At 69.7% G+C, this 25763-nt stretch carries 20 protein-coding genes; 17 read left to right on the top strand and 3 right to left on the bottom strand.

What is annotated here, in order from left to right:
* Positions 1-38: 38 nt before the first annotated feature.
* Complete coding sequence (locus tag AB0333_RS02765) at positions 39-2333, bottom strand: PASTA domain-containing protein (protein ID WP_366217242.1); 2295 nt, start codon at positions 2331-2333, stop codon at positions 39-41.
* A gap of 46 nt (positions 2334-2379) precedes the next feature.
* Positions 2380-4095: a LysM peptidoglycan-binding domain-containing protein gene (locus tag AB0333_RS02770; RefSeq protein ID WP_366217243.1), complete on the bottom strand. Its 1716-nt coding sequence runs from the start codon at positions 4093-4095 to the stop codon at positions 2380-2382.
* A gap of 250 nt (positions 4096-4345) precedes the next feature.
* On the opposite strand from AB0333_RS02770, the gene AB0333_RS02775 reads away from it, so the two are divergent.
* Complete coding sequence (locus AB0333_RS02775; protein ID WP_229672587.1) at positions 4346-4735, top strand: Rv2175c family DNA-binding protein; 390 nt, start codon at positions 4346-4348, stop codon at positions 4733-4735.
* Between the two features lie 22 nt (positions 4736-4757).
* On the opposite strand, the gene AB0333_RS02780 is transcribed toward AB0333_RS02775, so the two are convergent.
* Positions 4758-5867 carry a polyprenyl synthetase family protein gene (locus AB0333_RS02780; protein WP_366217244.1) on the bottom strand — a complete coding sequence of 370 codons (1110 nt, stop codon included), beginning with the start codon at positions 5865-5867 and terminating at the stop codon, positions 4758-4760.
* A gap of 76 nt (positions 5868-5943) precedes the next feature.
* Here AB0333_RS02780 and dinB point away from each other — a divergent pair, with 76 nt between their 5' ends.
* The 16 genes from dinB (at position 5944) to AB0333_RS02860 (ending at position 25758) form a co-directional block, all read left to right on the top strand.
* A complete protein-coding gene (gene dinB, locus AB0333_RS02785; protein WP_366217245.1) occupies positions 5944-7212 on the top strand; it encodes a DNA polymerase IV in 1269 nt (422 codons plus the stop codon).
* A gap of 114 nt (positions 7213-7326) precedes the next feature.
* A complete protein-coding gene (locus AB0333_RS02790) occupies positions 7327-7695 on the top strand; it encodes a DUF3040 domain-containing protein (RefSeq protein WP_366217246.1) in 369 nt (122 codons plus the stop codon).
* Positions 7696-8245: 550 nt separating this feature from the next.
* The gene (gene mraZ, locus AB0333_RS02795) at positions 8246-8677 is read left to right on the top strand and encodes a division/cell wall cluster transcriptional repressor MraZ (RefSeq protein WP_115931494.1); all 432 of its coding nucleotides are present in this window, start codon (positions 8246-8248) and stop codon (positions 8675-8677) included.
* A gap of 187 nt (positions 8678-8864) precedes the next feature.
* Entirely contained in the window at positions 8865-9860 is a 996-nt protein-coding gene (gene rsmH / locus AB0333_RS02800; RefSeq protein WP_366217247.1) for a 16S rRNA (cytosine(1402)-N(4))-methyltransferase RsmH, read from the top strand.
* Complete coding sequence (locus AB0333_RS02805; protein WP_366217248.1) at positions 9857-10642, top strand: hypothetical protein; 786 nt, start codon at positions 9857-9859, stop codon at positions 10640-10642. Before rsmH ends, AB0333_RS02805 begins: the two co-directional genes overlap by 4 nt.
* Before the next feature lie 76 nt (positions 10643-10718).
* Positions 10719-12518: a penicillin-binding protein 2 gene (locus AB0333_RS02810; protein WP_366217249.1), complete on the top strand. Its 1800-nt coding sequence runs from the start codon at positions 10719-10721 to the stop codon at positions 12516-12518.
* Between the two features lie 17 nt (positions 12519-12535).
* Positions 12536-14278 (top strand): UDP-N-acetylmuramoyl-L-alanyl-D-glutamate--2,6-diaminopimelate ligase, encoded by a 1743-nt coding sequence (locus AB0333_RS02815; protein ID WP_366217250.1) that lies wholly within the window; start codon positions 12536-12538, stop codon positions 14276-14278.
* Positions 14275-15801, top strand: coding sequence for a UDP-N-acetylmuramoyl-tripeptide--D-alanyl-D-alanine ligase (murF, locus tag AB0333_RS02820; RefSeq protein ID WP_366217251.1), 1527 nt, complete (start codon positions 14275-14277; stop codon positions 15799-15801). The genes AB0333_RS02815 and murF overlap by 4 nt, the downstream gene beginning before the upstream one ends.
* Positions 15798-16901, top strand: coding sequence for a phospho-N-acetylmuramoyl-pentapeptide-transferase (gene mraY, locus AB0333_RS02825; RefSeq protein ID WP_366217252.1), 1104 nt, complete (start codon positions 15798-15800; stop codon positions 16899-16901). The genes murF and mraY overlap by 4 nt, the downstream gene beginning before the upstream one ends.
* 5 nt (positions 16902-16906) lie before the next feature.
* Positions 16907-18442, top strand: coding sequence for a UDP-N-acetylmuramoyl-L-alanine--D-glutamate ligase (gene murD / locus AB0333_RS02830; RefSeq protein ID WP_366217253.1), 1536 nt, complete (start codon positions 16907-16909; stop codon positions 18440-18442).
* 11 nt (positions 18443-18453) lie between these two features.
* On the top strand, positions 18454-19713 hold the full coding sequence (gene ftsW / locus AB0333_RS02835; protein WP_366217254.1) for a putative lipid II flippase FtsW: 1260 nt from the start codon (positions 18454-18456) through the stop codon (positions 19711-19713).
* On the top strand, positions 19710-20903 hold the full coding sequence (murG, locus tag AB0333_RS02840; RefSeq protein ID WP_366217255.1) for an undecaprenyldiphospho-muramoylpentapeptide beta-N-acetylglucosaminyltransferase: 1194 nt from the start codon (positions 19710-19712) through the stop codon (positions 20901-20903). Before ftsW ends, murG begins: the two co-directional genes overlap by 4 nt.
* A 20-nt stretch (positions 20904-20923) precedes the next feature.
* Positions 20924-22390, top strand: coding sequence for a UDP-N-acetylmuramate--L-alanine ligase (gene murC, locus AB0333_RS02845; protein WP_366217553.1), 1467 nt, complete (start codon positions 20924-20926; stop codon positions 22388-22390).
* Complete coding sequence (locus tag AB0333_RS02850; protein WP_366217256.1) at positions 22387-23229, top strand: cell division protein FtsQ/DivIB; 843 nt, start codon at positions 22387-22389, stop codon at positions 23227-23229. The genes murC and AB0333_RS02850 overlap by 4 nt, the downstream gene beginning before the upstream one ends.
* 267 nt (positions 23230-23496) lie before the next feature.
* Entirely contained in the window at positions 23497-24711 is a 1215-nt protein-coding gene (ftsZ, locus tag AB0333_RS02855; protein ID WP_366217257.1) for a cell division protein FtsZ, read from the top strand.
* Between the two features lie 30 nt (positions 24712-24741).
* Positions 24742-25758 (top strand): polyphenol oxidase family protein, encoded by a 1017-nt coding sequence (locus tag AB0333_RS02860; protein WP_366217258.1) that lies wholly within the window; start codon positions 24742-24744, stop codon positions 25756-25758.
* Positions 25759-25763: the final 5 nt, after the last annotated feature.

The following is a 25763-nucleotide window of genomic DNA, read 5'->3' on the forward strand; positions in this document are numbered from 1 at the left end:
AACAGTGCAGGTCCCGACCTCCCTTCACCTCATAGCGTCTAGAGGATGAGGATCCGCACCGTGGATCCCTCGGCCGCCTCGGCTCCGGACTCCGGTGACTGGTTCCGGACCCGGCCCTCTCGGCTGCCGAAGAAATCACCGAGGATCTCGGTCTCCTCCACCTCGAAGCCGGCCTCCTCGAGCTGACGGCGCGCCTCACCCTGGGACTGGCCGGTGACATCTGGGACCGCCATCATTTTTGGCCCCAGTGATGGGACCGCCGTGACCGTTGATCCGGGCAGGACGTCGCCCTCGGCCGGGTCCTGGGTGATGATGCGGCCCGCCTCGACGGAGGCGGAATGTTCGCTGCCGCGGACCTCCAGTTGCAGGCCGACCGCCTCCAGCTCGGACGCGGCCTCCTCCACCGTCATCCCGGACAGGTCCGGGACGGCGACCGGCTGAGGCCCCTCCGAGACGACGACGGAGACCGCGTGGTTGCGGCGCAGCTCGTGCGCGGCGGCGGGGGACTGGCTGAGGACGGAGCCCTGCTCCACGGTGTCAGAGTATTCGTGGGTCACGGTGCCCAAGGCCAGTTCGGCGTCCTGGAGGGTGGCTTCGGCCTCGTCCTGCTCCAGGCCGGTCAGATCGGGCACCTCGAAGAGTTCAGGTCCCAAGGACACCGTGACCAGCACCGTGTTGAACCGCCTCACCTCGGTTCCCCCCTGGGGATCGGTGGCGATCACGCTGTCCTCGGCCACCACGTCATGGTGCACGCTGGCCAGGGCATAGCCCACTCCCGTCTGCCGGAGCGCATCCACCGCCGATACCTTGCTGCGGCCCTCCACCTCCGGGACAGTGACCACGCCCCCGGGGCCGGCACCGAAGAACCAGCCCGCCAGTACCAGGATGGCCGTGATGATGAGCACGACGGCGGCCCAGATCCACATGCGCCTGCCGCTGCGGTGACCGAGGACCTCCGTGGGAATCTTCGCCTGGCGGGCTGCCTGGCGCCGCTCCTGGCGCGCAGAGGCGGAACGGCCTGGTGCCCTGACGGTCCGCCCGGTCCGGCTCGGTCTGCCGGTCGTGCCCGCCCTGCCAGTCTGGTCCGTCGTCGGTGCGTCGAGGACGGGTGCTCCGGACGAGCCCGACGAGTCGGACCGGTCGGTGGGCTCGGCGGGTGGCGCACCGGGCCCGTCCGGCTGGAGCGTGGGCAGCACCGAGGTGCGGTGGTGTCCGGCCGGCGGCAAGAACGTCGTCGCCCCGGGGTCCAGGACGTCGGTGGAATCGTTGTGGTCCACGGACCCGATGACGTCCGTGGCGTCATGGTCCCAGGACTCGCCGTCGTCCCCAACATCGTCGCCGTCGTCGGCATCCTGGGGGTCACGGAGTTCGGCTTCGTGGTGGTACCCCTGAGAGCCCAGCACCTCGGTGCCGGCCGGGCCGGCGGCGGCCGCTGTAGCCCCGGCAGCCGCGGGTGCCTCGACATCAAGGTCCTCATCCGGGAGGGACGAGCGGAGACTGCGGATCTCGGCCAGGAGGACGGCGGCGTCCGCCGGGCGATCGCGTGCGTTCGGGGCCGTCGACCACTGCACCAGCCGGTCCAGCTCGGCGGCCAGTCCCGGGACCACCTCGGACGGGGCGGGCACCTCGTTGTTGATGTGCTGGTAGGCCACCTGGATGGGGGAGGACCCGGTGAAGGGCTGGCGGCCGGCCAGCATCTCGTACGCCATGATGCCGACGGCATAGACGTCACTGCGTTCATCCGCGGGGGAGCCGCTGACCAGTTCCGGAGAGATGTAGGCGACGGTGCCGACCAGGGCAGCGCCCGTCCCGGTGAAATTGGTGGTGGCGCGGGCCAGGCCGAAGTCGGCGACCTTGATGCGACCGTCCCGGGACACCAGCACGTTCTCCGGCTTCATGTCCCGGTGGACGAGGCCGGCCCGGTGGGCCGCCGCCAGCCCGTCGACGATGGCCTCCAGGTAGGCCAACGCCACACGGGGGGTCATGGAGTTGCGCCGTTCCAGGACCGTGCGCAATGTGTAGCCCGGCACGTACTCCATGACGAGATAGGCGAGGTTTCCGTCCGGATGCTCGTCCACGCCCTGGTCCAGCACGTTGACCACGTGCGGGTGGGAGAGCCGGGCCGCGGTCTTGGCCTCCTGCTCGAACCGTTCAACCAGGTCGGGGTTCTCGGCGAGGTGGGGGTAGAGGACCTTGAGCGCGACCTCGCGGTCCAGGCGCTGGTCCACCGCCAGGTACACCGTGGACATGCCGCCCCGGGCCAGCCGGGTTCGGACCTCGTACCGTCCCTCGATGACGGTCCCGTTCATGGGGTCGGCGCGGTATTCCTTCACCACTACAGGGTAGACCGGCCCAGCGTCCGGTCCGGGGACCAGAGGGTCAGAAGCGCTTCATGTAGTTCTTGACCTTGGCCACATAATCCTTGGTGTCCGACTTCATGCCGTTGCGCTGCACACCGCCCAGTCCTTGGTAGTAGGCCGCTACGCCGATGTCGAAGGACCCGGCAGTGCGCTGCAGCTGGCGGATGATCGCGACGCCGGCCGTCGCGTTGTCGTGCGGGTCCAGCAGGTTGAGCTTGCGTCCCACCAGGTCTGAGGCCCAGTCGCCCGAGCTCGGGATGACCTGCATGGCGCCGATCGCATTGGCCGGGGAGACCGAGGCGTGGTTGAAGCTGGACTCGGTGAAGGCGTGGGCCAAGGCCAGGGACGGATCGACGCCCATCTGACGGGCGGTGTCCGCGATGATCGCCTGCATCTGGGAACGGGACGGCACTCCGGCATTGAGCAGGGCCCGCTTGTTCTCGTTGGCGTCGCGGACGATGTGGTCCGGGTAGGTGTAGTGCAGGAAGGTGTTCGGGACCAGGTCGTCCTCGGCCGGGGCGGCGGATGACCCGGACCCGGAGAGCTTGAGCTTCTGTCCCGGGTGGATGGTGGCCGTCTCACTGAAGCCGTTCGCCTTCAGCAGGGCGGAGAGGCTGATGCCGTTCCGTGATGCGATGCCGTAGAGGGTGTCACCGGACTTGACGGTGTACGACTGCACGGTGCTGCCTGCCGAGGTGCCGGAGGTGGCAGGGGCAACCGTGGTGTTGCCGGAGAGCTTGAGCTTCTGTCCCGGGTGGATGGTGGCCGTCGAGGACAGGCCATTGGCCTTCAGCAGGGCGGAGAGGCTGATGCCGTTCCGTGATGCGATGCCGGAGAGGGTGTCGCCCGACTTCACCGTGTAGGACGAGGCCGCAGCGTTCCCGGCCGGGGAGCCGGCCGGCGGGGAGGCAGGGGTGCTGCCGCTGCCGGAGAGCTTGAGCTTCTGGCCCGGGTAGATGGTGGAGGAGGCGGCGATTCCATTGGCCTTGAGGAGGGTGGACAGGCTGACGCCGTGGCGGGAGGAGATGCCATAAAGGGTGTCTCCCGAGACGACCGTGTAGGTCTTGGCGGTGGTCGAAGCTCCGGTGGTCGAGGCGCCGGCGGTGGAACCGCCGGACGAGGCCGGAGCCACCGTGGCGCCGCCGGAGAGCTTGAGCTTCTGGCCCGGGTAGATGATCGACGAAGCCGAGAGGCCGTTCGCCGTCAGCAGGGACGAAAGGGCGAGGTCATGGCGCACGGCGACGTGGGACAGGGTGTCCCCGGCCTTGACGGTGTAGGTCTGGGCGGTGGTGCCGCTGGATGCGGTCTGGCCGGACGTGGAGGACGACGGTGCGGAGCCCGGGAGCGTGATCTTCTGGCCCGGGTGGATGATCGTGGACGCCGAGAGGCCGTTGGCCTTCAGCAGTGCCGACAGCGAGAGGTCGTGGCGTACGGCGATGTGGGACAGGGTGTCCCCGGCCTTGACCGTGTAGCTGGAGGCAGCCTTGGCGGTCTTGACGGCACCGGTGCCGGAGAAGGAGGCGGGAACGCTGGAGGCCAGTGATGCGGAGGAGAGGCGCACCTGTGCCGTCTCGATGTTCACGGGCGAGGCGGACCGGGGGGTGAGCGCCTGACGGGGGGCGTCGGCCACCGCCGGCGTGGCCAGGGCGGCTGAGCCCAGCACCATGAGCGGCAGGGTCGACGTGGCCAGGGCGGACTTCAACAGGCGTGGCGTGCCGGAAGGGCGATCAGTCATGTGGGTTTCCTCTGAAGGTGCTGCACCACCGAGGCTGCTCCTGTCACGGGTGTGAACAGAATGACAAACCGCGTCTGATGATGCCTGTAATGAAAATGTGACAGATGTAAACGTACCTGAAGGTAGTTACGGAAGGGAATCTAGACGGTAACGATTCGGCAACGTGGCCGCGTTGCGCGTGGACAGTCCCGGCAGCCGCCCATGGGGACGGGGTGTCCCAGGCCGCCGCGTCAGTCGTTAGGCTGGACGGGTGAATACCGCCGCAGGCAACAACGCCGCATCGCAGGAGCCGACGCTCGAAGACCTGGTGCAGGACTGGGAGTTCTTTCCCGACCTGGCCGAGAAATGGGACATCCCGGTCACTCGGGTCCACAACATGGTCAGTGACGGACGGTTGCTGACCGCCAAGGTCGGTGAACGTCACGCCCGCGCCATTCCGGCGCTCTTCCTGGTGGAGGACGGGCCCCTGGAGCCACTGAAGGGGACCATCTCGGTCCTCAGGGACGCCAGGTTCTCGGATGACGAGGCCATTCGCTGGCTCTACACGCCGGACGAGTCCCTCCCAGGCCGCCCGATCGACGCCTTGCGGGAAGGTCGCAAGACGGAGATACGCCGGAGGGCGCAGGCGCTGGCCTGGTAGCCCTCAGCCCGCCGGCCGGAGACTAGTGCTTCCGGTCCAGGATCTGCCGGGCCAAGCGCTCCAGCCCCACCTTGGCGCCCTGGTCCATGGGCGCTTCGACCAGGGCGGCCAGAGAAGCATCACCGAGGTCGAGGACCTCGCGCTCCACCCGGGCGCGGGCGCCTCCTGATTCCAGCAGTATCTGGATCCGAGACACGGCCTCGGGGGTCAGTTCCGGATCGCCCAGCGCTGCCTCCACTTCTGCCACCTGGCTGGGGGTGAGTAGGTCCAGGGCGTGTGCCACCAGCTCGGTGCGCTTCCCCTCGCGCAGATCGTCCCCGGCCGGCTTCCCGGTCACCGCGGGGTCCCCGAAGACCCCGAGCAGATCGTCCTGCAGCTGGAACGCCTCACCCAGGGGCGCGGAGATCCGGCCATAGTGCTTCAGGAGGTCCCCGTCCGCGCCGGACAGGATCCCACCCAGGCCCAGCGGGTGGACCACGGAGTACCGGGCGGACTTGAACCGCAGGACCGTGCGAGCGCGCTGGAGGGCTTCGGCCGGGTCCTGGCCCGGCACCTCGACCTCGTCCAGGATGTCCAGGTACTGGCCGGCCATGACCTCGAACCGCATCTCGTTGAACAGGCCTCGCGCGCCCGCCGGGTTCGTGGAGGCATCGGCGGCGGAGGCGAACACCTCCTCGCTCAGGGACAGGCACAGGTCGCCCGTCAGGATGGCGGCGGATACCCCGAAATGACCCGGGTCCTGCCGCCAACCCGCCTGCTGGTGCCGGGCTTCGAAGGCACGGTGGATGCTGGGGGCTCCCCGGCGGGTGTCGGACCGATCGAGGATGTCGTCGTGGATCAGGGCTGCGGCCTGGAACAACTCGAGTGCCACGGCCGCATCCAGGATGAGCGGATCATCGGGGTGGCCGCCGGCGCCCTGCCATCCCCACCAGGACAACACGGCCCGCATCCTCTTCCCGCCGCGGACGAGTCCGGCGATCGACTCCACCAAAGGGGTGGCGGAGTCGGAGATCGCCGCAGCGCGGGCACGGTACCCGTCCAACAGCTCGACCATGCGGACCCCCACGGCCTGGACGAAGGCCGACTCGCGGTCGACATCGGTGGTCTGGGGGACGGAAGGGGGGACGGGCACGGTGCTCCTTGGGCTCCTGGGGGTGGTTCGGCGGCGTGCTCAGACTACCGGTGGCCGCGGGCCCTAAGCTGGTCCCATGACAGAGCGCAGGACCCTGGCGTCCGCCGAGACCGGCGGATCGGATGGTTCCTGGGACGCGGTGATCCTGCACGTGGACATGGACGCCTTCTTCCTGTCGGTGGAGTTGCTCGACCACCCGGAATTAGCGGGAATCCCGTCGCTCGTCGCACACCGCGGCGGCAGATCGGTGGTCCTGTCCGCCTCCTACGAGGCACGCGCCTTCGGAGTCCGCTCGGCCATGCCCCTGGCGCACGCCCAGGCGCTGTGCCCAGGCGTCGCCGTGGTGGAGCCCCGGCACGAACGCTATGCCGCGGCCTCCTCGGACGTGATGCGGATCCTGGAGTCTTTCACTCCGGTCCTGGAGCAGCTCAGCATCGACGAGGCCTTCCTGGACGTCTCCGGGGCACGACGCCGGCTCGGTTCACCCGCGCGCATCGGCGCCCTGATCCGGGAGCAGGTCCGTGAACGGACGGGGCTGCCCTGCACCGTGGGTGCGGCGTCCACCAAGTCCGTGGCCAAGATCGCCTCCACGCGGGCCAAGCCCGACGGACTGGTGGTGGTCCCACCGGAACAGACCCGCACCTACCTGGACCCACTACCGGTCTCCGCCCTCTGGGGCGTCGGGCCAGTCCTGGGTGAGCGACTGGTGGCGGCCGGCCTCACCACGGTGGGCGACCTGGCCGCCCAGGCCCCGCAGCGAATGAAACGGTGGCTAGGCGTCCAGGGCCCGGTACTCCTGCAGTTGGCCCGGGGGATCGACCCCCGCCCCGTCACACCCGAACGGGAGACCAAGAGCCTGGGGGTGGAGAAGACTTTCGAGCAGGATGTCCGCGACCCGGCCGACCTCCATCGGCACCTGGTGGCGCTGGCCCATGAGGGTGCCATCCGGCTACGCCGCGCCGGCTTTCGTGCGGGGGCGGTCAGCGTCAAGGTGAAGGCGCCGGACCTGTCCGTCCAGACCCGCACCATGACGCTGCCGGCGCCCGTGGACTCCGCCGGGCCCCTCGCCGAGGCCGCTGAAGCACTCCTGGCCGGTCTCCTGGACGGTCGGCCCCTCCCGGTCCGCCTGCTGGGGATCCGCGCGGAGCGGTTGGCCGGTGCCGACAAGGTGCTGCAGGAGGCGCTGCTGTGGGAGGACGAGAGCCCTCCGGCAGACTGGTCCGAGGCGGATCGGGTGGCCGATGACATCCGCCGCAAATTCCCCCACGCCGCGTTGAAGCCCGCCACGCTGGTGGACCGGAACGCGCCGGAAACGGGGCTGACGCAGCGCAAGGATATTCGCTGATCGCGGAACTGTTCGTATCAAGACGGTCAAGAGGCGTCACCGATATGGCGTGGGGGCCCGGGCGAGCCCTATGCTAGACGGACGGGAAGGCCCGGGCCGGAAGAGGAGGCAGCGATGCCGTTGTCTGAGCGGGAGCAGAAGCTCCTTGAGCAGCTGGAACAACAGCTGAATGCAGAGGACCCGCACTTTGCCACGAGCATGAGTGAAGCGGGTACCTCTCGTTTTTCGACCACCCGATTGGTGGCCGGCGCGGTGACCGCGGCGGTGGGACTCGGGGCCCTCCTATGGGGCGTCTCCCAACAGTTCATCTGGTTGGGCATCATCGGGTTCATTGTCATGGCGGCCGGGGTCTACGTGGCCACGAGCCGATCACGGCAATCCACGCGTGGGCGGGGCCATGACTCCGCCACCGCCAAGAAGAACTCCCCCTTCATGGCGAATCTGGAGCAGCGGTGGGAGGACCGCCGCAACCAAGAACCCTGATCGTGCGCTGAACAGTCGTGAATCATCCCGGAACGCCACGGCGTGCCCGGCACCGCAACCCCGTCGCTCAGCGGCGGGGTTTCGTCGTTAAACCGGTTAGCCAGGCCGTGTCGAGAGTCCGCGTCCTCGACGATGGGCCTTCCACGGCGCTCTCCATGTCCCTCCCCGCAGCATTCCCCACTTTCCTCCCCACGTCGTTCCCCGGCGCGCTCAGGCGGCCCACTCCACCCCATGCGGGGGAGTGGGCCGCCGTGACGGCCGTGGGCAGGTGTCGAAGCCGCAGAATCCCCTCCACGTCCTCCACCTTCCTCCCCGGCTGAGCGTGAGGGGGAGTGATGCGCCATCTCCTGGCCGTGGATCCGCGTGATGACAAGGGAGGGTGTCCGGGTCGCAACGTCACGGTAGCCGTGCGTGACACCACGCCACACCGTGCCTCCCACCCCGTTTTGGCTTGACCGTGGGGAGTTGTGGGGTAAAGTGGAGGACATCAGAGGATGGTGGTGAAGAAGGAGGGTCACGCGCACCTCTCAGACGGCAAAGGCGGTGGGTCGTGTTCCTCGGGACCTATACGCCGCGCCTGGATGAGAAGGCGAGGCTGATCCTTCCGGCCAAGTTCCGCGAGGAGCTGGCCGAGGGCTTGGTCCTCACTCGAGGGCAGGAGCGCTGCATCTACGTCTTCAGTGCCCGTGAGTTCGAAAAGGTTCACGAGCAGATGAGGTCGGCACCACTGTCCTCACGTCAGGCCAGGGACTACATCCGTGTGTTCCTGTCCGGTGCCTCGGACGAGACGCCGGACAAGCAGGGGCGCATCACCATCCCGGCCCCGTTGCGCAGCTATGCGGGACTGGACCGGGAGCTCGCCGTGATCGGTGCCGGCAGCCGGGCCGAGATCTGGGATGCCGGGTCCTGGTCCTCCTACCTGGAGGAGCAGGAGAACGCGTTCTCCGAAACTGACGAGGAAGTACTGCCCGGGATCTTCTAGGAGACCCGGGAGCATAACCACACAGCGCGGATTCTTGAATGAGACCTCCAGCCGCCCTCGGCCGGACCTGACCCGACTTCCCCCGGGCCAGGCACGGAACCGGTGAGCGGATGGGGATCTGATCCAAGGGTCCGCCTGTCACTTAAGGGACCGGAACATCCATCAGCGAGGGAAGGGGCGGCAACGCGTGGCCACCGAACCGACTCCGGCACAGGACCGGCACGTACCCGTGATGCAGGACCGTGTCCTGGACCTGATGTCGCCGGGCCTCGAAGCCGCCCGCCGGGCCGGACGCACGCCGGTCTACCTCGATGGAACCCTGGGCATGGGCGGCCACGCCGAGGCGATCCTGCAGGGTCACCCGGATGCCGTCGTCGTGGGCATCGACCGTGACACCGAGGCCCTCCGCCTCGCCACCGAGCGCCTGGCCTGGGCCGGAGACCGCCTGCACACCTGGCACGGCACCTATGACGAGGTAGGCGACGCGCTGGCCGCCGGCGGCTTCCACGAGGCTGACGCCATGCTCTACGACCTGGGAGTCTCCTCCTACCAGCTGGACGAACGAGGCCGGGGCTTCGCCTATTCGTACGACGCGCCGTTGGACATGCGCATGGACACCACGGGCGGCATCACGGCCGCGGACGTGGTCAATGACTATGACGAGGATCGGCTGCGGCGGATCATCCGAGCCTGGGGCGAGGAGAGGTTCGCCGGGCGGATCGCCTCCGCCATCGTCAAAGCCCGGGCCGAGTCGCCCTTCACCTCCACCGGTCCCCTCGTCGAGGTCATTCGCGGGGCAGTCCCCGTGGCGGCCGGAAAGACCGGTGGTCATCCGGCCAAACGGACGTTCCAAGCCCTGCGGATCGAGGTGAACGAGGAGCTCGACGTCCTCGAGGACGCGCTCCCGGCGGCGCTGCGGCACCTGGCCGTCGGTGGCCGACTGGTCGTCATGAGCTACCACTCTCTCGAGGACCGGATCACCAAGCGGGCGATCATGGCCGATGCCACCTCGACGGCGCCCCCCGGTTTCCCGATCGAACTCGAGGAGCACGCTCCCGTGGTCAAGGTCGTCACCCGGGGCGTGGACAAACCCACCGAGAAAGAAATTGAACAAAACCCTCGCGCCTCCTCAGCAAAAGTGCGAGCAGTTGAGAAGATCAGAGCATCAAGGAGCAAAGCATGACCGCAACGCAGCAGCGACTCGCCATGCAGCAGCCCGTCCAGACCCGCGAGAGCACCGCTCCGCAGATCGGACAGGCTGCTCCTTGGCAACCCGTCATCCGGCCCGCACGGCAGCCCGGCGGTGATGCCGGCCAGGACGCCTCGCCGCGCCGGCGCACCCCGTTGGCGCTCGTCCCCGCTCCCATCCGCAAGTCCGGCCGCGGGTTCGCCGGGCTCTGCATCGCCGTCCTGGTCGCTGCCCTGATGGCCGTCCTCGTCACCAACATCACGGTGTCCAACCGCCAGTACGAGATGGTCTCGCTCAAGAACGAGCAGCTGGACCTGAGCCAGTCCAACGAGCTGCTCCGGCAGCAGGTCGAACACCTGGAAGCGCCCCAGAACCTGGCGGCCGAGGCCACGAAGCTGGGCATGGTCAATCCCGGAGACGTCGCGTCGATCGACCTGTCCAACGGTGCGGTCACCGGAACTGCCACCGCGGCCGACGCCGAGGACAAGCCCAGCGGCCATGTGGCCGCCCCCGCCAGCCCCTCCGAGAAGCAGGCCGCAGCCGCCGCTGCCAGTTCGGCCTCGACCGAGGCGGAGGCTGAACCGTCCGAGGCGGTGGAGGCCCCCGTCGGCGCCGGCGCCTTCGCTGATCTGCCCGCCCCGTCAGGAGCGGACGCCACCGGCAACGGTCCGGCGGACGCGGCCGACAGCCCCGCGCAGGAGAGCGCGGACGGAGGATCGGACAGCCTCAACGGCGGCACGATCCCTGCTCCGGAGTTCTCCGCCAGCGGCAATTGACCTGACACGCCCTGACCGACCACCCGTAAGACCCCTCGAGCACCGCACCCGACACCGGGCAGGAAGGACACCGTAGATGGCCAGGACTCCCGGAGCCGGAACCGGCGCCACCGTGGACGCCAGCGGGCGTCGGTTGCGGCTCGGCATCCTCATCGCCTTGGCCCTGCTCGTGGTGCTGGCACTGCGGTTGGTGGTGATCCAGGGTGTCGATGCATCGGGCCATGCCTCCGAGGCGATGAAGGAGCGGCTGCGCTCGGTCTCGATCACGCCGGAGCGCGGCTCCATCCTCGACTCCCAGGGCCGTGTGCTCGCCGCCTCGGTGGACCGCTACGACCTGGTGGCGGACCAGCGGCTCGTCAAGGACTACCGCACCTGGAACGACGACACCAACGCCATGGAGGACGTGGCCCTGGAGGACTCCCTGCAGGAGCTCTCCGGCATCCTCAATGTGGACGCCGCAGAACTGCGTGAGCGGATGGTAGGTGACCGTCCCTACAAGGTCGTCATGAAGGGCATCACGCCGCAGGTCAAGGAACAGGCCATGGAGATCGGGATCCCCGGCCTGCTGGCCGAACCGGTGTCCGAACGCTCCTATCCGAACGGCTCGGTGGCGGGATCCATCCTCGGCTTCCTCGGGGGAGACGGCATCCCCTTGGAAGGCCTCGAGCTGAGCCAGGACGAACACCTCTCGGGCACCGAGGGCAAGCGGACCTACGAGATCGCGGCGGACGGCGTGCGCATCCCCAACGCGGAGTTCTCCGAGACCCCCGCCGAGGACGGCCAGGACCTGCGGTTGACGATCGACCAGGACGTGCAGTGGTTCGCCCAGGAGGCGATCTCCCGCAAGACGGAGTCCTACAACGCCGACTGGGGCAACATCACCGTGATGAACGCCAAGACCGGCGAGATCGTGGCCATGGCCGACTCCACCACCGTGGACCCCTCGGACCCCTCGGCCACGGACAGCCTGTTCTGGCGGCCGACATCCCTGACACAGTCCTACGAGCCGGGCTCCACCGGCAAGATCTCCACCTTCGCCACGGCGCTCGAGCGGGGCGGCATTTCACCGACGGACACCTGGACGGTCCCGAACAAGCAGGAGTTCGACGGCCAGGTCATCAACGACTCCATGCCCCACGACACCTACGACATGACCACGGCGGGCATCTTCACCCGGTCCTACAACACGGGTACCGTACAGGTCGCCCAGACCGTCGAGGATGAGGTCCGCTACGACTACCTCAAGCAGCTCGGTGTCGGCGAGCACATCGACGTCGGCCTGCCCGGCAGCAACAAGGGCATCCTGGTGGAACCCTCCCAGTGGGACGGCCGCCAGCGGTTCACCACCATGTTCGGCCAGGGCTACACCCAGACCACCCTGCACCTCGCGCAGATCCTGCAGACGGTCGCCAACGGCGGGGTGGAGAAGCAGGCCCAGCTGATCGACGCCTACATCGACGCCGACGGCTCGGAGAACGTCCTCCCCGAAGACGAGGGCACCCGGATCTACTCCGAGGAGACCTCCGAGGAGATGCTCCGCCTGATGGAGGGCGTCGTCGAACTGGGCACCGCCGGGCCCGCCCAGATCCCCGGATACCGGGTGGGCGGCAAGACCGGCACCGGCGAGGCCGCCGGCGTGGGCGGCTACAACGGCTACACCACCTCCTTCGCCGGGGTGGCCCCCCTCGACGATCCACAGTTCGTCGTGGCGATCTCCGTGCACCGGCCGCAGGGCGACTGGAAGACCTGGCAGGTGGAGGACACCGCCGCCGAGGTACTGTCCTACCTGCTGACCAAATACAACGTGCCGCCGAGCGACCAGGAACCGCAGAACTACGACGTCTTCCCCGAAGACCCGCAGAAGCGTCCCTGGTAAGAGGGAACTGCCACACCATGACCTCAACCCTGAGTCCTGCCGAGCAGGATGCTGCCTTCCGACCAAACCACACGGACCCGCTGGACTGGAACGACCTCATCGAAGCGCTCAACCGCTCCGGCCTGTCCGTCGAGCTCTCCGGCGTGGACAGCGGGCTGCCCGGGCAGCCCGGACCCGCCGGGATCGCGATGGACTCCCGCGCGGTGCGGACCGGCGACCTCTACGTCGGTGTGCCCGGTGCCAACCGTCACGGCGCCGAGTTCGCCGCCGCCGTCGTCGCCGCCGGAGCCGCCGGACTACTCACGGACCGGGAGGGGGCGGAACTGGCCGGTGACCTGCCCACGGGCACCCCGGTGCTGGTGGTGCGGAACGTGCGCGACGCCGTCGGGCCGGCTGCCGCGGCCATCTACCGGAATGCGGAGGCGGGTCCGCGGATGTACGGGATCACCGGTACGAACGGCAAGACGACCACGAGTTACTTCCTCACCTCGCTGCTGGAGGCATGGGGGGAGACCACGGGCCTGATCGGCACCATCGAGATCCGCGCCGGACGCCGCACCGTCCCGAGCACCCTGACCACGCCCGAATCCACCCAGCTGCACGCGCTGATGGCGTTGATGCGCCAGGAACAGGTCAGTTCGGCCGCCATGGAGGTCTCCTCGCACGCCATCAGCTACCGGCGGGTCGCGGGCCTGCATTTCGCGGTCGCCGGGTTCACCAACCTCACCCAGGACCACCTGGACCTGCACGGCTCCATGGAGGAGTACTTCGCCGCGAAGGCTGGACTCTTCGACGCCGAACGGACCGGCCGTGCCGTCATCACCCTGGACGGCGGCCCTGATGCCCCGGACCGTGACGGCGCCACCTGGGGGACCAGGATGGCTGCCGCCTCCGGCTGCCCCACCGCAACCCTGTCCCTGGGGCCCGCGGCCGATCACGGGGGCCCGCCGCTGACGGGCGCGGACTGGACCGTCACGTCCCTCGAGGCTATCCGCCTCGGGTACCGGTTCACCCTGCTCCATGCGGCCAGCGGCCGCAGCGTCACCGCTTCCACCGGGCTGCCCGGCCGGTTCAACGTGGCCAATGCCGCGCTGGCCGCAGTCATGGTCTTCGAATCGCTCCCCGGCACCGAGTGGGACGCCGTGGCCCGCGTGCTGGACGTGCCGGTGGGCCAGGGGCCCTTCGCTACGGCCGTCCCCGGGCGCATGGAGGTCGTCGGCCAGTCCCCGGACGGGATCGTCGACTTCGCCCACAACCCGGACGGGATGGTGCGTGCCCTGGAGTCCGTCCGGGACGCCCGTCAGGCGGCCGGCAACATCACCGGCCGCACCATCCTCGTCTTCGGCGCCACCGGCGACCGGGACCGGGCCAAGCGCCCGGTGATGGGCCGCATCGCGGCCGAGTGGGCCGACGTCGTGATCGTCACCGATGACGAAGCGCACACCGAGGAGCCCGCGGGCATCCGGTCTGAGGTGCTCACCGGCGTACGGGAAGCGGCCCGTCAGGCCGCCGGCACCGGCCGCGAGGTCGAGGTTCACGAGGCCGCGCCGCGCCAGGACGCCATCGACCTGGCCGTGTCCTTGGCCACACCGGCCGACACGGTGCTGCTGGCCGGTCGCGGCCATGAAACCGTCCAGGACATGGACGGTGTAGACGTGGCCCTGGACGACCGGGTGGAACTGCGGGCCGCCTTGGCACGGCACGGCTTCGGCCCCTCATCGGATTCTCATGGGCGCGGACGTAAAGTTGTCGGGTCATGATCGAACTCACCGCAACCGCCGTCGCCGAGGCCACGGGAGGCACCCTGACTGCCTCCGTGCCGTCCGGTGCCACGGTCGACTCCGCCACCACCGATTCCCGGGAGGCCGCTGCCGGGACCCTGTTCATCGCCAAACCCGGTGAGCATGCCGACGGGCATGACTTCATCCCCGCGGCCCGCGCCGCGGGGGCCACGCTCATCCTGGCGGAGCGTCAGACCACGGACGCCGAGGGAGGGCCAGACCCGGCCGTCCTCGTGGACGACGTGGTCCTGGCCATGGGCCGCCTGGCCACGTACATCGTGCAACGGATCCGTGAGCATTCGCCGACTACGGTCATCGGGATCACCGGCTCGGCCGGGAAGACCACCACCAAGGACCTGCTGGCCACCATCCTGACGACCGCGGGTCCCACGGTGGCGCCACAGAACTCCTACAACGGTGAAGTCGGCGTGCCGCTGACCGTGTTCCGGGCCGCCCTGGACACGCGATACCTCGTGATCGAGATGGGTGCTGACGAGGTCGGGAACATCGAATACCTCTCCTCCATGGTCCAGCCGGACATCGGGGTCGTCCTGATGGTCGGTTCCGCTCACGCCGGCAAGTTCGGCGGGATCGAGAACATCGCCCGGACCAAGGGCGAACTGGTCGAGTCCCTGCCGTCGGACGGTTTCGCCGTGCTCAATCGGGATGATGCCCGCGTGGCCGCGATGGCCGCCCGCACCCCAGGACGCGTGGTCTGGTTCTCTGTGGAGGAGGGCTCCTTCCCGCTGGTGGACGCGGACCTCGAGGCGGGTACTGCCACGTTCTCCGCCCTGGCCGACTCCCTCACGACGAACGCCGACGAGCGGCCCGAGTTCGACCTGCGGCTCGGTGCGGGCACCGCCGCCGAACCCCACCCCGTGGCCTCCGGCCTCATCGGGCGGCACCACGCCTCCAACATCGCCGCGGCCGCCGCGGCGGCGGCGGCCGCCGGCCTGTCCGTGGCGACGATCGCCACGGCGCTCAACGGTGCCGGGCCCACGAGCCGCCGGCGCATGGAGCGCACCGACCGCCCGGACGGCATCACCATCATCAACGATGCCTACAACGCGAACCCGGAGTCCATGCGGGCGGCCCTGCAGACCCTCGCCATGATGGGCCGGTCCACGGGGCGGCGCACCTGGGCGGTGCTGGGGGAGATGCTCGAGCTGGGCGACGCCCGCATCAGAGAGCACACCGCGATCGGCACCGCTGTCGTCCGGCTGAACATCAATCAGCTCCTGGTCGTCGGCCGCGGCGCCCGTCCGCTCTACACCTCCGCCGTGAACGAGGGATCGTGGGGCGACGAAGTCGACTTCGCTGAAGACCTCGACGCCGCCGCCGAGCTGCTCCGGGGCAAGCTCGCTCCCGGTGACATTGTCTTGTTCAAGTCCTCGAACGGCGTCGGCCTGGGCGAGCTGGGCGATCGGCTCGCACACGGTCCGGCCGGTCCGGGCCCCATGGATGTCCCGACCACCGGGGACCGGAAGGAGCAGAGCCAGTGATAGGCCTGTTAATCGGTGCCCTCCTCGGGCTCGTGCTGACACTCATCGGCACGCCGTTGTTCATCAAATTCCTCGTCCGCCGAGGGTACGGCCAGTTCATCCGTGATGACGGCCCCACCTCACACGCGACGAAGCGCGGCACGCCGACCATGGGTGGAGCGGTCTTCGTGGTCGCCACCGTGCTCGCGTACTTCCTGACGCACTGGATCATGTCCGGTCTGCAGCTGGAGAACGCGGGGATCACGGCCTCGGTCATGATCCTGTTGCTGCTCATGGTCGGGATGGGCTTCGTGGGCTTCCTGGACGACTTCACCAAGATCTCCAACCAGCGCTCACTCGGCCTGACGCCCTGGGCCAAGATCGTGCTCCAGGCCGTCGTCGGCATCACGTTCGCCGTGCTGGCCCTGAACTTCCCCAACGACCGCGGGCTGACCCCCGCCTCGACCGCCATCTCCTTCGTCCGGGATCTGCCGATCGACCTGGCCTTCGCCGGGCCGGTCCTCGGCGTGATCCTCTTCGTGGTCTGGTCCAACCTCATCACCACGGCCACCACCAACGCCGTCAACCTGACGGACGGCCTGGACGGGCTGGCCACCGGCGCCACCGCCATGATCACCGCCGCCTACATGCTGATCACCCTGTTCCAGGCGAACCAGTCGTGCGGGGTCACCGGCGAGGGACCCGGCTGCTACGAGGTGCGCGACTCCATGGACCTGGCGGTGCTGGCCTCCATCCTCACCGGCGCCCTGATCGGGTTTTTGTGGTGGAACACCGCGCCGGCCAAGATCTTCATGGGGGACACCGGCTCGCTCGCCCTCGGCGGCGCCCTCGCCGGCTTCGCCATCATGTCCCGGACCGAACTCCTCGTGGTCATCCTGGCCGGACTCATGGTCCTCATCACCCTCTCGGTCATCATCCAGGTCGGCTACTTCAAGCTCTCCGGCGGCAAGCGCGTGTTCCTGATGGCACCGCTGCAACACCACTTCGAGCTCAAGGGCTGGGCCGAGGTCACCGTGGTCATCCGGTTCTGGATCATCGGTCTGCTCTGCGTGGCCGTCGGCATCGCCCTGTTCTACGGCGAATGGGTGCTGTCCCAGTGAGCTCCTTGACCTCTGAGCCCCGCACCGACCCCGCCGACCGCCTCGCGGCACTCACCAGCTGGGACGCCGAGTGGACCGGCCTGCGCGTCGTCGTCACCGGCCTGGGCCTGTCCGGCTTCGCCGCGGCGGACACCCTGGCCGAGCTCGGCGCCCACGTGGTGGTCGTCGACGGCCAGGAGAGCCCGGACCACCGGGCCAAGGCAGACACCCTGAAGATCGTCGGCGTCCAGGACGTGCTGCTGGGGGACCGGCACACCGCCGCGCTGCCCGACGTCGGCGGCCTGGCTCCCGAGCTCGTCGTCACCTCCCCGGGGTGGCGGCCCGACCAGCCACTCCTGGCGGCCGCCGCCGCGGCCGGCATCCCCATCTGGGGAGAGGTCGAGTTGGCCTGGCGGGTCCGCGAACGGGCCGGGCGCAAGACCGCGGACTGGATCGTGGTCACCGGCACCAACGGGAAGACCACCACGGTGGGCATGGTCGAATCCATGCTGCTGGCCGCCGGGCAGCGGGCCATCGCGTGCGGCAACGTCGGCACGCCCATCCTCGACGCGATCCGTGATCCCGAGGGCTGGGACACCCTTGCCGTGGAACTCTCCAGCTTCCAGCTGCACTGGACCCACCACATCGAGCCCGCCGCCTCGGCCGTGCTCAACCTCGCCGAGGACCACGTCGACTGGCACGGCTCCTTCGAGGCCTACTGCGCGGACAAGGCAAAGATCTACGAGCACACCCGGCTGGCCTGTCTCTTCAACGAGGACCAGCCGCTGACCATGCGCATGGTCGAGCAGGCGGACGTCCAGGAGGGCTGCCGGGCCGTGTCCTTCACCACCGACGCCCCGGGACGGTCCATGCTCGGCGTGGTGGACGGCCTCCTCGTGGACCGCGCCTTCCTGGAGGACCGCGCCAACCAGGCCCTGGAACTGGGCGAGGTGCAGGACCTCGGTCCGATCGCTCCCCAGCACCAGGTCGCCAACGCCCTGGCGGCCGCCGGACTGGTCCGCGCCATCGGGGTGCCGCCGGAGGCGGTCCGCGACGGGCTGCGTGCCTACCGGCCCGGCGACCACCGGATCCAGCTGGTGGCCCAGGCCGACGACGTGCTGTGGATCAACGACTCCAAGGCCACCAACCCCCATGCTGCCGATGCGTCACTGGCGGCGTTCACCGATGTCGTGTGGATCGCCGGCGGCCTGCCCAAGGGCGTCAGCTACGACGAGCTCGTCACCCGCCATGTCGGCCGGCTTCGCGCCGTCGTGCTCATCGGCGCCGACCCCGGCGAACTCGCCGGGGCGTTGGGGCGACACGCGCCGGACATCCCGGTTCTCTCCACCGCCGTGCGGGACACTGGAACAGACCCCTCGGACGGCCATCAGGCCATGGCCGCAGCGGTCCGTGAAGCCAATGCGGTGGCCCGGCCCGGGGACGTCGTCTTGATGGCGCCGGCAGCGGCGTCCATGGACCAGTTCGACTCCTACGCAGACCGAGGAAACGCCTTTATCGACGCCGTCGCCCGCCTCATGGAAGCCAAGGGGCTGGGCAGCTAAGGAGCCCTTGCATGGTGACCACACCCCACCGGCCCGTGTGGCGTCGGGCCTGGGGATTCCTCGAAGGCCAGGGCTCCAGCCGCACCTCGTACTTCCTGATCCTGGGGTGCGCCGCGGCCTTGACCGTCATCGGTCTGGTGATGGTGCTCTCGTCCTCCTCGGTCGAGAACATCGGGGAGTTCTCCGGGTCGTACGACCTGTTCATCCGGCAGACGGTGTTCGCCGTCATCGGCTTCGCGGTCCTCTTCGTCCTCTCCCGGTTGAGCAGCGACCGCCTGCGGTCTCTCGCCTGGCCGGCCATCCTCCTGGCGGTCTTCCTGCTGGCCCTGGTGCTCACACCGCTCGGCCACGAGGTCAACGGCAACCAGAACTGGCTGAAGATCGGTTCGTTCACCGCCCAGCCCTCGGAGGCGGCCAAGCTGGCCCTGGCCCTGTGGGCCGCCGCGGTCCTCGAGCGCAAGGCGAAGCTGGTCGGCCAGCTCAAGCATTCCATCGTCCCCGTGCTGTTCCCGGTGGGTGCCATCCTGCTGGGGCTGATCATGTACGGGCGGGACCTCGGCACCGCCATGGTGATCATGATGATCATGGCCGCCGTCCTGTTCCTGGCCGGCACCAAGCTGCGCTACTTCCTCATCGCCGGGGGCCTCGGCGCCGTCGCGGCCGTGGTCATGGCCCTGACCTCGGCCAACCGCACCGTCCGCATCCAGGCCTGGCTGGGCAACTGCGAGTTTCCCACGGAACCCTGCTACCAGCCGGACCACGGCATGTTCGCGCTGGCCTCGGGTGGCTGGTGGGGGGTCGGACTGGGCCAATCCCGCCAGAAGTGGAGCTACATCCCGGAGGCGGAGAACGACTTCATCTTCACCATCCTCGGGGAGGAGCTCGGACTGGCCGGGACCCTGCTCGTGATCGGGCTGTTCGCCGGTCTGGCCATCGGCCTGTTCCGGGTGGCGCGCCGCTCGGACTCCCTCTTCGTCCGCATCTGCACCGGCGGCATCCTCATCTGGATCATCGGCCAGGCCTTCATCAACATCGCCATGGTCACCGGTCTGCTGCCGGTGATCGGTGTCCCGCTGCCGTTCATCTCCTACGGTGGTTCGGCGTTGACCTTCGTCCTGGCCGGCGTCGGCGTGGTCCTCGCCTTCGCCCGCGAGCAGCGCCACGAGGAGGAGGCCGCAGCAGAGGCCGCTGTCGCCTCCGCCTCTGCTCCCTCCGGATCACCCACACCCCCTGTCGGCGCCGCCCGCGCCTGGAAGAAGGCCCGTTCATGACCGAACCGCTCCGCGTCGTCCTGGCGGGTGGTGGGACCGCCGGGCACGTCAGCCCCATGCTCGCGATCGCCCGAGCCCTCGAGGCCGTGCACACCTCCCGTGCAGACGCCACCTCGGCCGGTGATGCTGGGAGTCCCGGGGTGCACTGCACCATGGTCGGGACCACCTCTGGCCTGGAGACCCGGCTGGTCCCGGGTGCCGGCTACGAGCTGGACACCATCGACCGGGTGCCGTTGCCCCGCCGTCCCACCATGGACCTCGTGCGGTTGCCCCTGCGACTGCGCCGGGCCGTCACCCAGGCCGGAGAGATCCTGGACCGCCGCCAGGCGGACGTGGTGGTCGGGGTCGGTGGATACGTCTCCACCCCCGTCTATCTGGCCGCCCTCCGCCGCGGCCTGCCGCTGGTCATCCACGAGGCCAACGTCCGGGCCGGACTGGCGAACAAGGTGGGTGCCCGCAAGGCCGCCGTCGTCGCCACGGCCTTCCCGGAGACCGTCCTGCCCCGGGCCCGCTGCGTCGGCATGCCGATGCGCCGGGAGATCTCCACGCTGGACCGGGACGCGTCCCGGCCGCAGGCGAGGCGGGCACTCGGCCTGGACCCCGGCCTCACCACGGTGGTGGTGACCGGGGGATCCTCCGGTGCCCTCAACGTCAACCGGACGATCGCCGCCGCGTTGCCTGACCTCTCCGCCGCCGGCCTGCAGGTGCTTCACCTGACCGGTCGGGACAAGCAGGTCCTGGACGAGGACGGCGCCCCGGTCACCGCTGCGGGCTACCACCAGCGCGAATACCTCGACGGGATGGAACAGGCTTACGCGGCCGCGGACCTCATCGTCGCGCGGGCCGGTTCGGGCACCGTGCACGAACTCGCCGCCGTGGGCCTGCCCGCGGTCCTCGTCCCCCTGCCCATCGGCAACGGGGAGCAGGCCCTCAACGCCCGCGGGCTCGTGGCAGCCGGCGGGGCCCTGATGGTCCGGGACGAGGCGTTCACCGCCGACTGGGTCCGGAGGGAGCTCCTGCCGCTGGCCCAGGACCCCGCGCGGCTGGCGGCCATGTCCGCCGCCGCCCAGTCCCTGGGAATCCGGGACGCTGACAGCACCATGGCCAGGCTCGTCCTGCAGGCCGCCGGCCGGGCCCCTTCGGCTCCCTCTTCCTCCTCGTCCAGCAACCTTCCGGGAGACGTCTCGTGAATCCCCCGTCAGCACCATCGATGCCCCCGGCCCTGGCCGGCCTGGGGCGGGTCCACTTCCTCGGCCTCGGCGGGGTCGGTGTCTCCGGCATCGCCAGGATCATGCAGCAGCTCGGCGTCAAGATCTCGGGAACGGACGCCAAGGACCTGCCGGTGATGCGGGAACTGGAAACGGCCGGAGCCACGGTCTTCGTGGGCTATGACGCCGCGCACCTTGACCGCCTCGCCCAGGACGGCGGGGGAGCGGTGGGCACGGTCATCGCCTCCTCGATCGCCGGCCCGGGCAACCCGGAGTACGACGCCGCCGTGGGGCGCGGGATCCCCGTGCTGCACCGCTCCGAGGGCCTGGCCGCCGCCATGTCCGGTCATCGGGTCCTCGCCGTGGCCGGCACCCACGGCAAGACCACCACGTCCTCCATGGCCGCCATGGCCTTCTCCGACGCCGGCGCCGACCCCACCTTCGCGGTGGGGGCAGCCGTGGCCGGGCTGGGGACCAACGCCACCGCCGGCGGGGGTGAGTGGTTCATCGCCGAGGCCGACGAATCGGACGGCACCCTGCTGAACTACCGCCCGGAGATCGCCATCCTGACCAACGTGGAGGCCGACCACCTCGACTTCTACGGCTCAGTGGAGGCCGTCACCGCGGTGTTCCGGGATTTCATCCGGCTCCTGCCACCCACAGGCGTCCTGGTGGCCTGTGCCGACGACGCCGGCGCTCGTGAGGCTGCGGAATGGGCACGCACCGAAGCCGTCGACGGCCGTCCGGCGCCCAGGGTGGCCACCTATGGATCGGATCCGACACGGGCCGATGACCTGGTGCTGGTGAGCAGCGAGCTGGCCGAGCTGTCCGGTGGCACCGGACAGCGGCTCACCTACCGGTGGGCGGAGGGCACGACGACGACACTGACCCTGGCCGTACCCGGTCGGCACAACGCGCTCAACGCGGCAGCGGTACTGCTGTCCGCCCGTCACGCCGGCCTCGACATCGGTGCCGCGGCACGGGGGATCGAGGCCTTCCGGGGCACGGCACGCCGCTTCGAGTTCCGGGGCGAGGCCGCCGGAGTCCGGGTCTTCGACGACTATGCCCACCATCCGACCGAGGTGGCCGCCGCCATCGCCGCCGGACGGACCGTGGCCGGGGAGAACCGGGTCCACGTGCTCTTCCAGCCCCACCTGTTCTCGCGCACCCGTGACTTCGCGGACGGCTTCGCCGCGGCGCTCTCGGCGGCGGACGGGGTTCGGGTGCTGCCGGTCTATCCTGCACGGGAGGAGCCCATCGAGGGGGTCGACTCGTCGCTGATCGCCCGCCGGGTCCGCACGGAACTGCCCGGGTCGACGAGCGTGCCCGCGGACGCGCCCGCCGCCGTCGCCGCCCTGGTGTCCGCCGCACAACCCGGTGACGTCATCCTCACCATGGGGGCCGGTGACGTCACGGCCCAGAGCAGTGCGGTGCTGGCGGCCCTGACCGAGCAGGCGGGACGGCCGTGACGGACGAGCGAACCCCCAGCAGCGGATCGGCGGAGTCGGCCACGGCGGGCGCGCATGCTGGTGCGACGTCCACGGTGGCAGAGGACTCCGGCCGGCCTGCGGACAACGTGGTCGAGTTCCCGGAGACGCAGAGTCAGGCCCGCCGGCGGCACCGCCGGGTGTGGTGGATCAGCGGGGCCGGTGTGCTGGTGCTGTTGGGCATCCTCGGGGCGGTGCTGTACTTCTCCCCGGTGCTGGCCATCCAGCAGATCAAGGTCACGGGGACGGACCTGCTGGAGCAGGGCCGGGCGGAAGACCTCCTGGAGCCGGTGATCGGAGAGCCGCTGCCGCAGGTCGGCCAGCGGACCGTCGAGGACTTCCTGGCCGGAGAACCGGCCGTGGACACGGTCCGGGTCCATGCCGAGCCGCCCAACTCGTTGTCGGTGGAGATCGTGGAGCACCAACCGGTGGCCATGGTCCCGGAGGGCGAGGGCCATGTCCTCTACTCGGCGCGCGGGGAAGCCCTGGCCACCCTGACGGGGGAGCGAGCCTCCACCTATCAGCTGCCCAGCGTGTCCAGCGCGGAGGATGTCAGCGATCCCGAGGTCTTCGACGTGATCACCTCCGTCCTGGGCACGCTGCCGGAGCCGATCCGCACGCGCATGGACTCCGCCTCCGCGGAGACCGTGGACTCGGTCACGCTCCGGCTGACGGACGGCAGGACGGTCCTCTGGGGCAACGCGGACAAAGGGGCCCGGAAGGCCCAGGTCCTCGAGGCGCTTTTGAACGTTCCCGCGGACGAGGAGGCACCGATCCAGGAATTCGACGTCTCCACGCCGGACCGACCGGTCACCCGTTGACGGCCGATGGAGAGGACCGGCACCGTCGCCAGGACGGCTGCCACGGTCCGGATTCGGCTCCGGCGGGGGACGCCACGGCGACACACCGGAGGCGGGTCTTTGCACGAACGCCGCCAGCACCATAACGTTTCAACCAGAAGACAGGTTGACATAACAATAACCTTCAACCTGAACGTTAAGCCAACCTGAGTGGCCGGGACGGGCGCTGGGCGTCACCGTCACCACCGGGTACCAAGACAGACAGACATCGAGCAAGGGACAAATACCGTGGCAGCACCGCAGAACTACCTGGCCGTCATCAAGGTCGTCGGCATCGGCGGCGCCGGCGTGAACGCCGTCAACCGCATGATCGACGTGGGACTCCGCGGCGTGGAGTTCATCGCCATCAACACGGACGCCCAGGCGCTGCTCATGAGTGATGCCGACGTGAAGCTGGACGTGGGCCGCGAGCTCACCCGCGGGCTCGGTGCCGGCGCCAACCCCGAGGTCGGCCGCCAGGCCGCCGAGGACCACGCCGAGGAGATCGAAGAGGTCCTGCGCGGCGCGGACATGGTGTTCGTGACCGCAGGCGAGGGCGGCGGCACCGGCACCGGCGGCGCCCCCGTCGTGGCCCGCATCGCCCGCTCGCTCGGAGCCCTGACCATCGGTGTCGTCACCCGGCCCTTCACCTTCGAGGGCCGCCGCCGCGCCACCTCGGCCGAAAGCGGCATCGACGCCCTGCGGGACGAGGTCGACACCCTCATCGTCATCCCGAACGACCGGTTGCTGTCCATCTCGGACCGCAACGTCTCCGTGCTGGACGCCTTCAAGTCCGCGGACCAGGTCCTGCTGTCCGGTGTCCAGGGCATCACCGATCTGATCACCACTCCGGGGCTGATCAACCTCGACTTCGCGGATGTGAAGTCCGTCATGCAGGGCGCCGGCTCCGCCCTCATGGGCATCGGTTCGGCGCAGGGCGAGGACCGCGCCGTCAAGGCCGCCGAGCTGGCCATCGCCTCCCCGCTGCTGGAGGCCTCGATCGACGGCGCTCACGGCGTGCTGCTGTCCATCCAGGGCGGTTCCGACCTGGGCTTGTTCGAGATCAACGAAGCGGCCCGCCTGGTCCAGGAGGTCGCCCACCCCGAGGCGAACATCATCTTCGGCGCCGTCATCGACGACGCGCTGGGTGACGAGGCCCGCATCACGGTCATCGCCGCCGGCTTCGACCAGGTCGACGCCACCTCGGCGCCGTCCGGCGGCTTCAACACGGGCACCAAGCCGCAGGGCCAGCAGTCCGGGCTGGCGGCTCAGAACGGTGCCACGCAGGTGCCGCACCAGCCCGTGCCGCACCAGGCTGTCCCGGCCGCCCCGGAGGCCGCCCCCAAGGCCGAGACCTCCGGCTACAAGGCCGAGCCTGCCCAGCAGGACCTGCCGACCGTCGTCGAGCCGGATCTGTCCGGTGCCGGCCGTGACGATCTCGATGTCCCCGACTTCCTGAAGTAGTCGGCGGGCGACGACCGTGCCGGAGGCATCGTGATCGACATCCGGCGACCGGCCGGGGCCCAAGCGGCCCCGGCCGGTCCGTTTCTGTTCCGGGCCCATCCCGGTTCCGGGCTCGAGGTGGCCTTCACCGGTGTCGACGCCGGCAATCTCGCCTTCCATGTCAGCGGTGCCCCTGCTGCGGGCGCCCAGGACAACAGCGACAGCACGGGTGACGGCAACACCGCTGGAGGCGACGACGGCGCGGGGGACCACGGCGAACGGGTCCGGGCGTCCCGCCGCGGAGTCGAGGCGGCTCTGGGCGTCCCGGCCGGACGCACCGAATATCTCACACAGGTGCACTCGGCGCGGGTGGTGCCGGCCGCCGGCCGCGGCTGGGATGAATCGCCCGTTGCGGCGGAGGCTGACGCCCTGGTGAGCCCGACAGGCCGGGATCCGCTGGCCATCATGGTGGCGGACTGCCTGCCCGTGGTGTTCGTGTCCCGCCGCTCGGGAGAGTCGCCTGCGGCGATGGCCGTGGGCAGGGGCGGCCGGGCCGCGGCGTCCGTGCCGGGAGCGGGTGACGCGGGCCCCCTGACCGGCCCGACGGCGGTCGCGCATGCCGGCCGGCGGGGCCTGCTCGACGGCATCCTGCAGAACACGGTGGAGCGGATGCGGCGCGAGGGCTCCGGTCATGAACCGGGAGACATCCAGGCCTGGATCGGGCCGGCCATCTGCGGCCGGTGCTACGAGGTGCCCGGGCAGATGCGCCTGGACGGTGCCGCGCGGATCCCCGCCACCCACTCCACGACCACGTGGGGGACTCCGGCGCTGGACCTGCCGGCAGGAGCCCAGTCCGTGCTGGAATCGCTCGGCGTCACGGTGCACCGCAGCCCGGTTTGCACCCGGGAGGATCCGCGTCTCTTCTCGCATCGGCGTGATCCCGGCCGGGGACGCTTCATCGGGCTGGTGTGGCGGCATGAGGAGGGGCAGGGCACCCGTCGGCGGGACGGCTGCGCCGGTAGTGAAGGTCATGACGGCAATGACGGCAATGACGGTAATGGAGGATGAGGACA

This window comes from Citricoccus sp. NPDC079358 (assembly GCF_040702545.1).
In the GTDB taxonomy this organism is placed as follows: domain Bacteria; phylum Actinomycetota; class Actinomycetes; order Actinomycetales; family Micrococcaceae; genus Citricoccus.

Bases quoted from the DNA above. Each gene is read 5' to 3' on its own strand.
- ftsW (WP_366217254.1), top strand. From the start codon at position 18,454: ATGGTGACCACACCCCACCGGCCCGTGTGGCGTCGGGCCTGGGGATTC.
- AB0333_RS02770 (WP_366217243.1), bottom strand. From the start codon at position 4,095: ATGACTGATCGCCCTTCCGGCACGCCACGCCTGTTGAAGTCCGCCCTG.
- murF (WP_366217251.1), top strand. From the start codon at position 14,275: ATGATCGAACTCACCGCAACCGCCGTCGCCGAGGCCACGGGAGGCACC.
- murC (WP_366217553.1), top strand. From the start codon at position 20,924: ATGCCCCCGGCCCTGGCCGGCCTGGGGCGGGTCCACTTCCTCGGCCTC.
- AB0333_RS02790 (WP_366217246.1), top strand. From the start codon at position 7,327: ATGCCGTTGTCTGAGCGGGAGCAGAAGCTCCTTGAGCAGCTGGAACAA.
- dinB (WP_366217245.1), top strand. From the start codon at position 5,944: ATGACAGAGCGCAGGACCCTGGCGTCCGCCGAGACCGGCGGATCGGAT.
- AB0333_RS02815 (WP_366217250.1), top strand. From the start codon at position 12,536: ATGACCTCAACCCTGAGTCCTGCCGAGCAGGATGCTGCCTTCCGACCA.
- murG (WP_366217255.1), top strand. From the start codon at position 19,710: ATGACCGAACCGCTCCGCGTCGTCCTGGCGGGTGGTGGGACCGCCGGG.
- AB0333_RS02810 (WP_366217249.1), top strand. From the start codon at position 10,719: ATGGCCAGGACTCCCGGAGCCGGAACCGGCGCCACCGTGGACGCCAGC.
- AB0333_RS02805 (WP_366217248.1), top strand. From the start codon at position 9,857: ATGACCGCAACGCAGCAGCGACTCGCCATGCAGCAGCCCGTCCAGACC.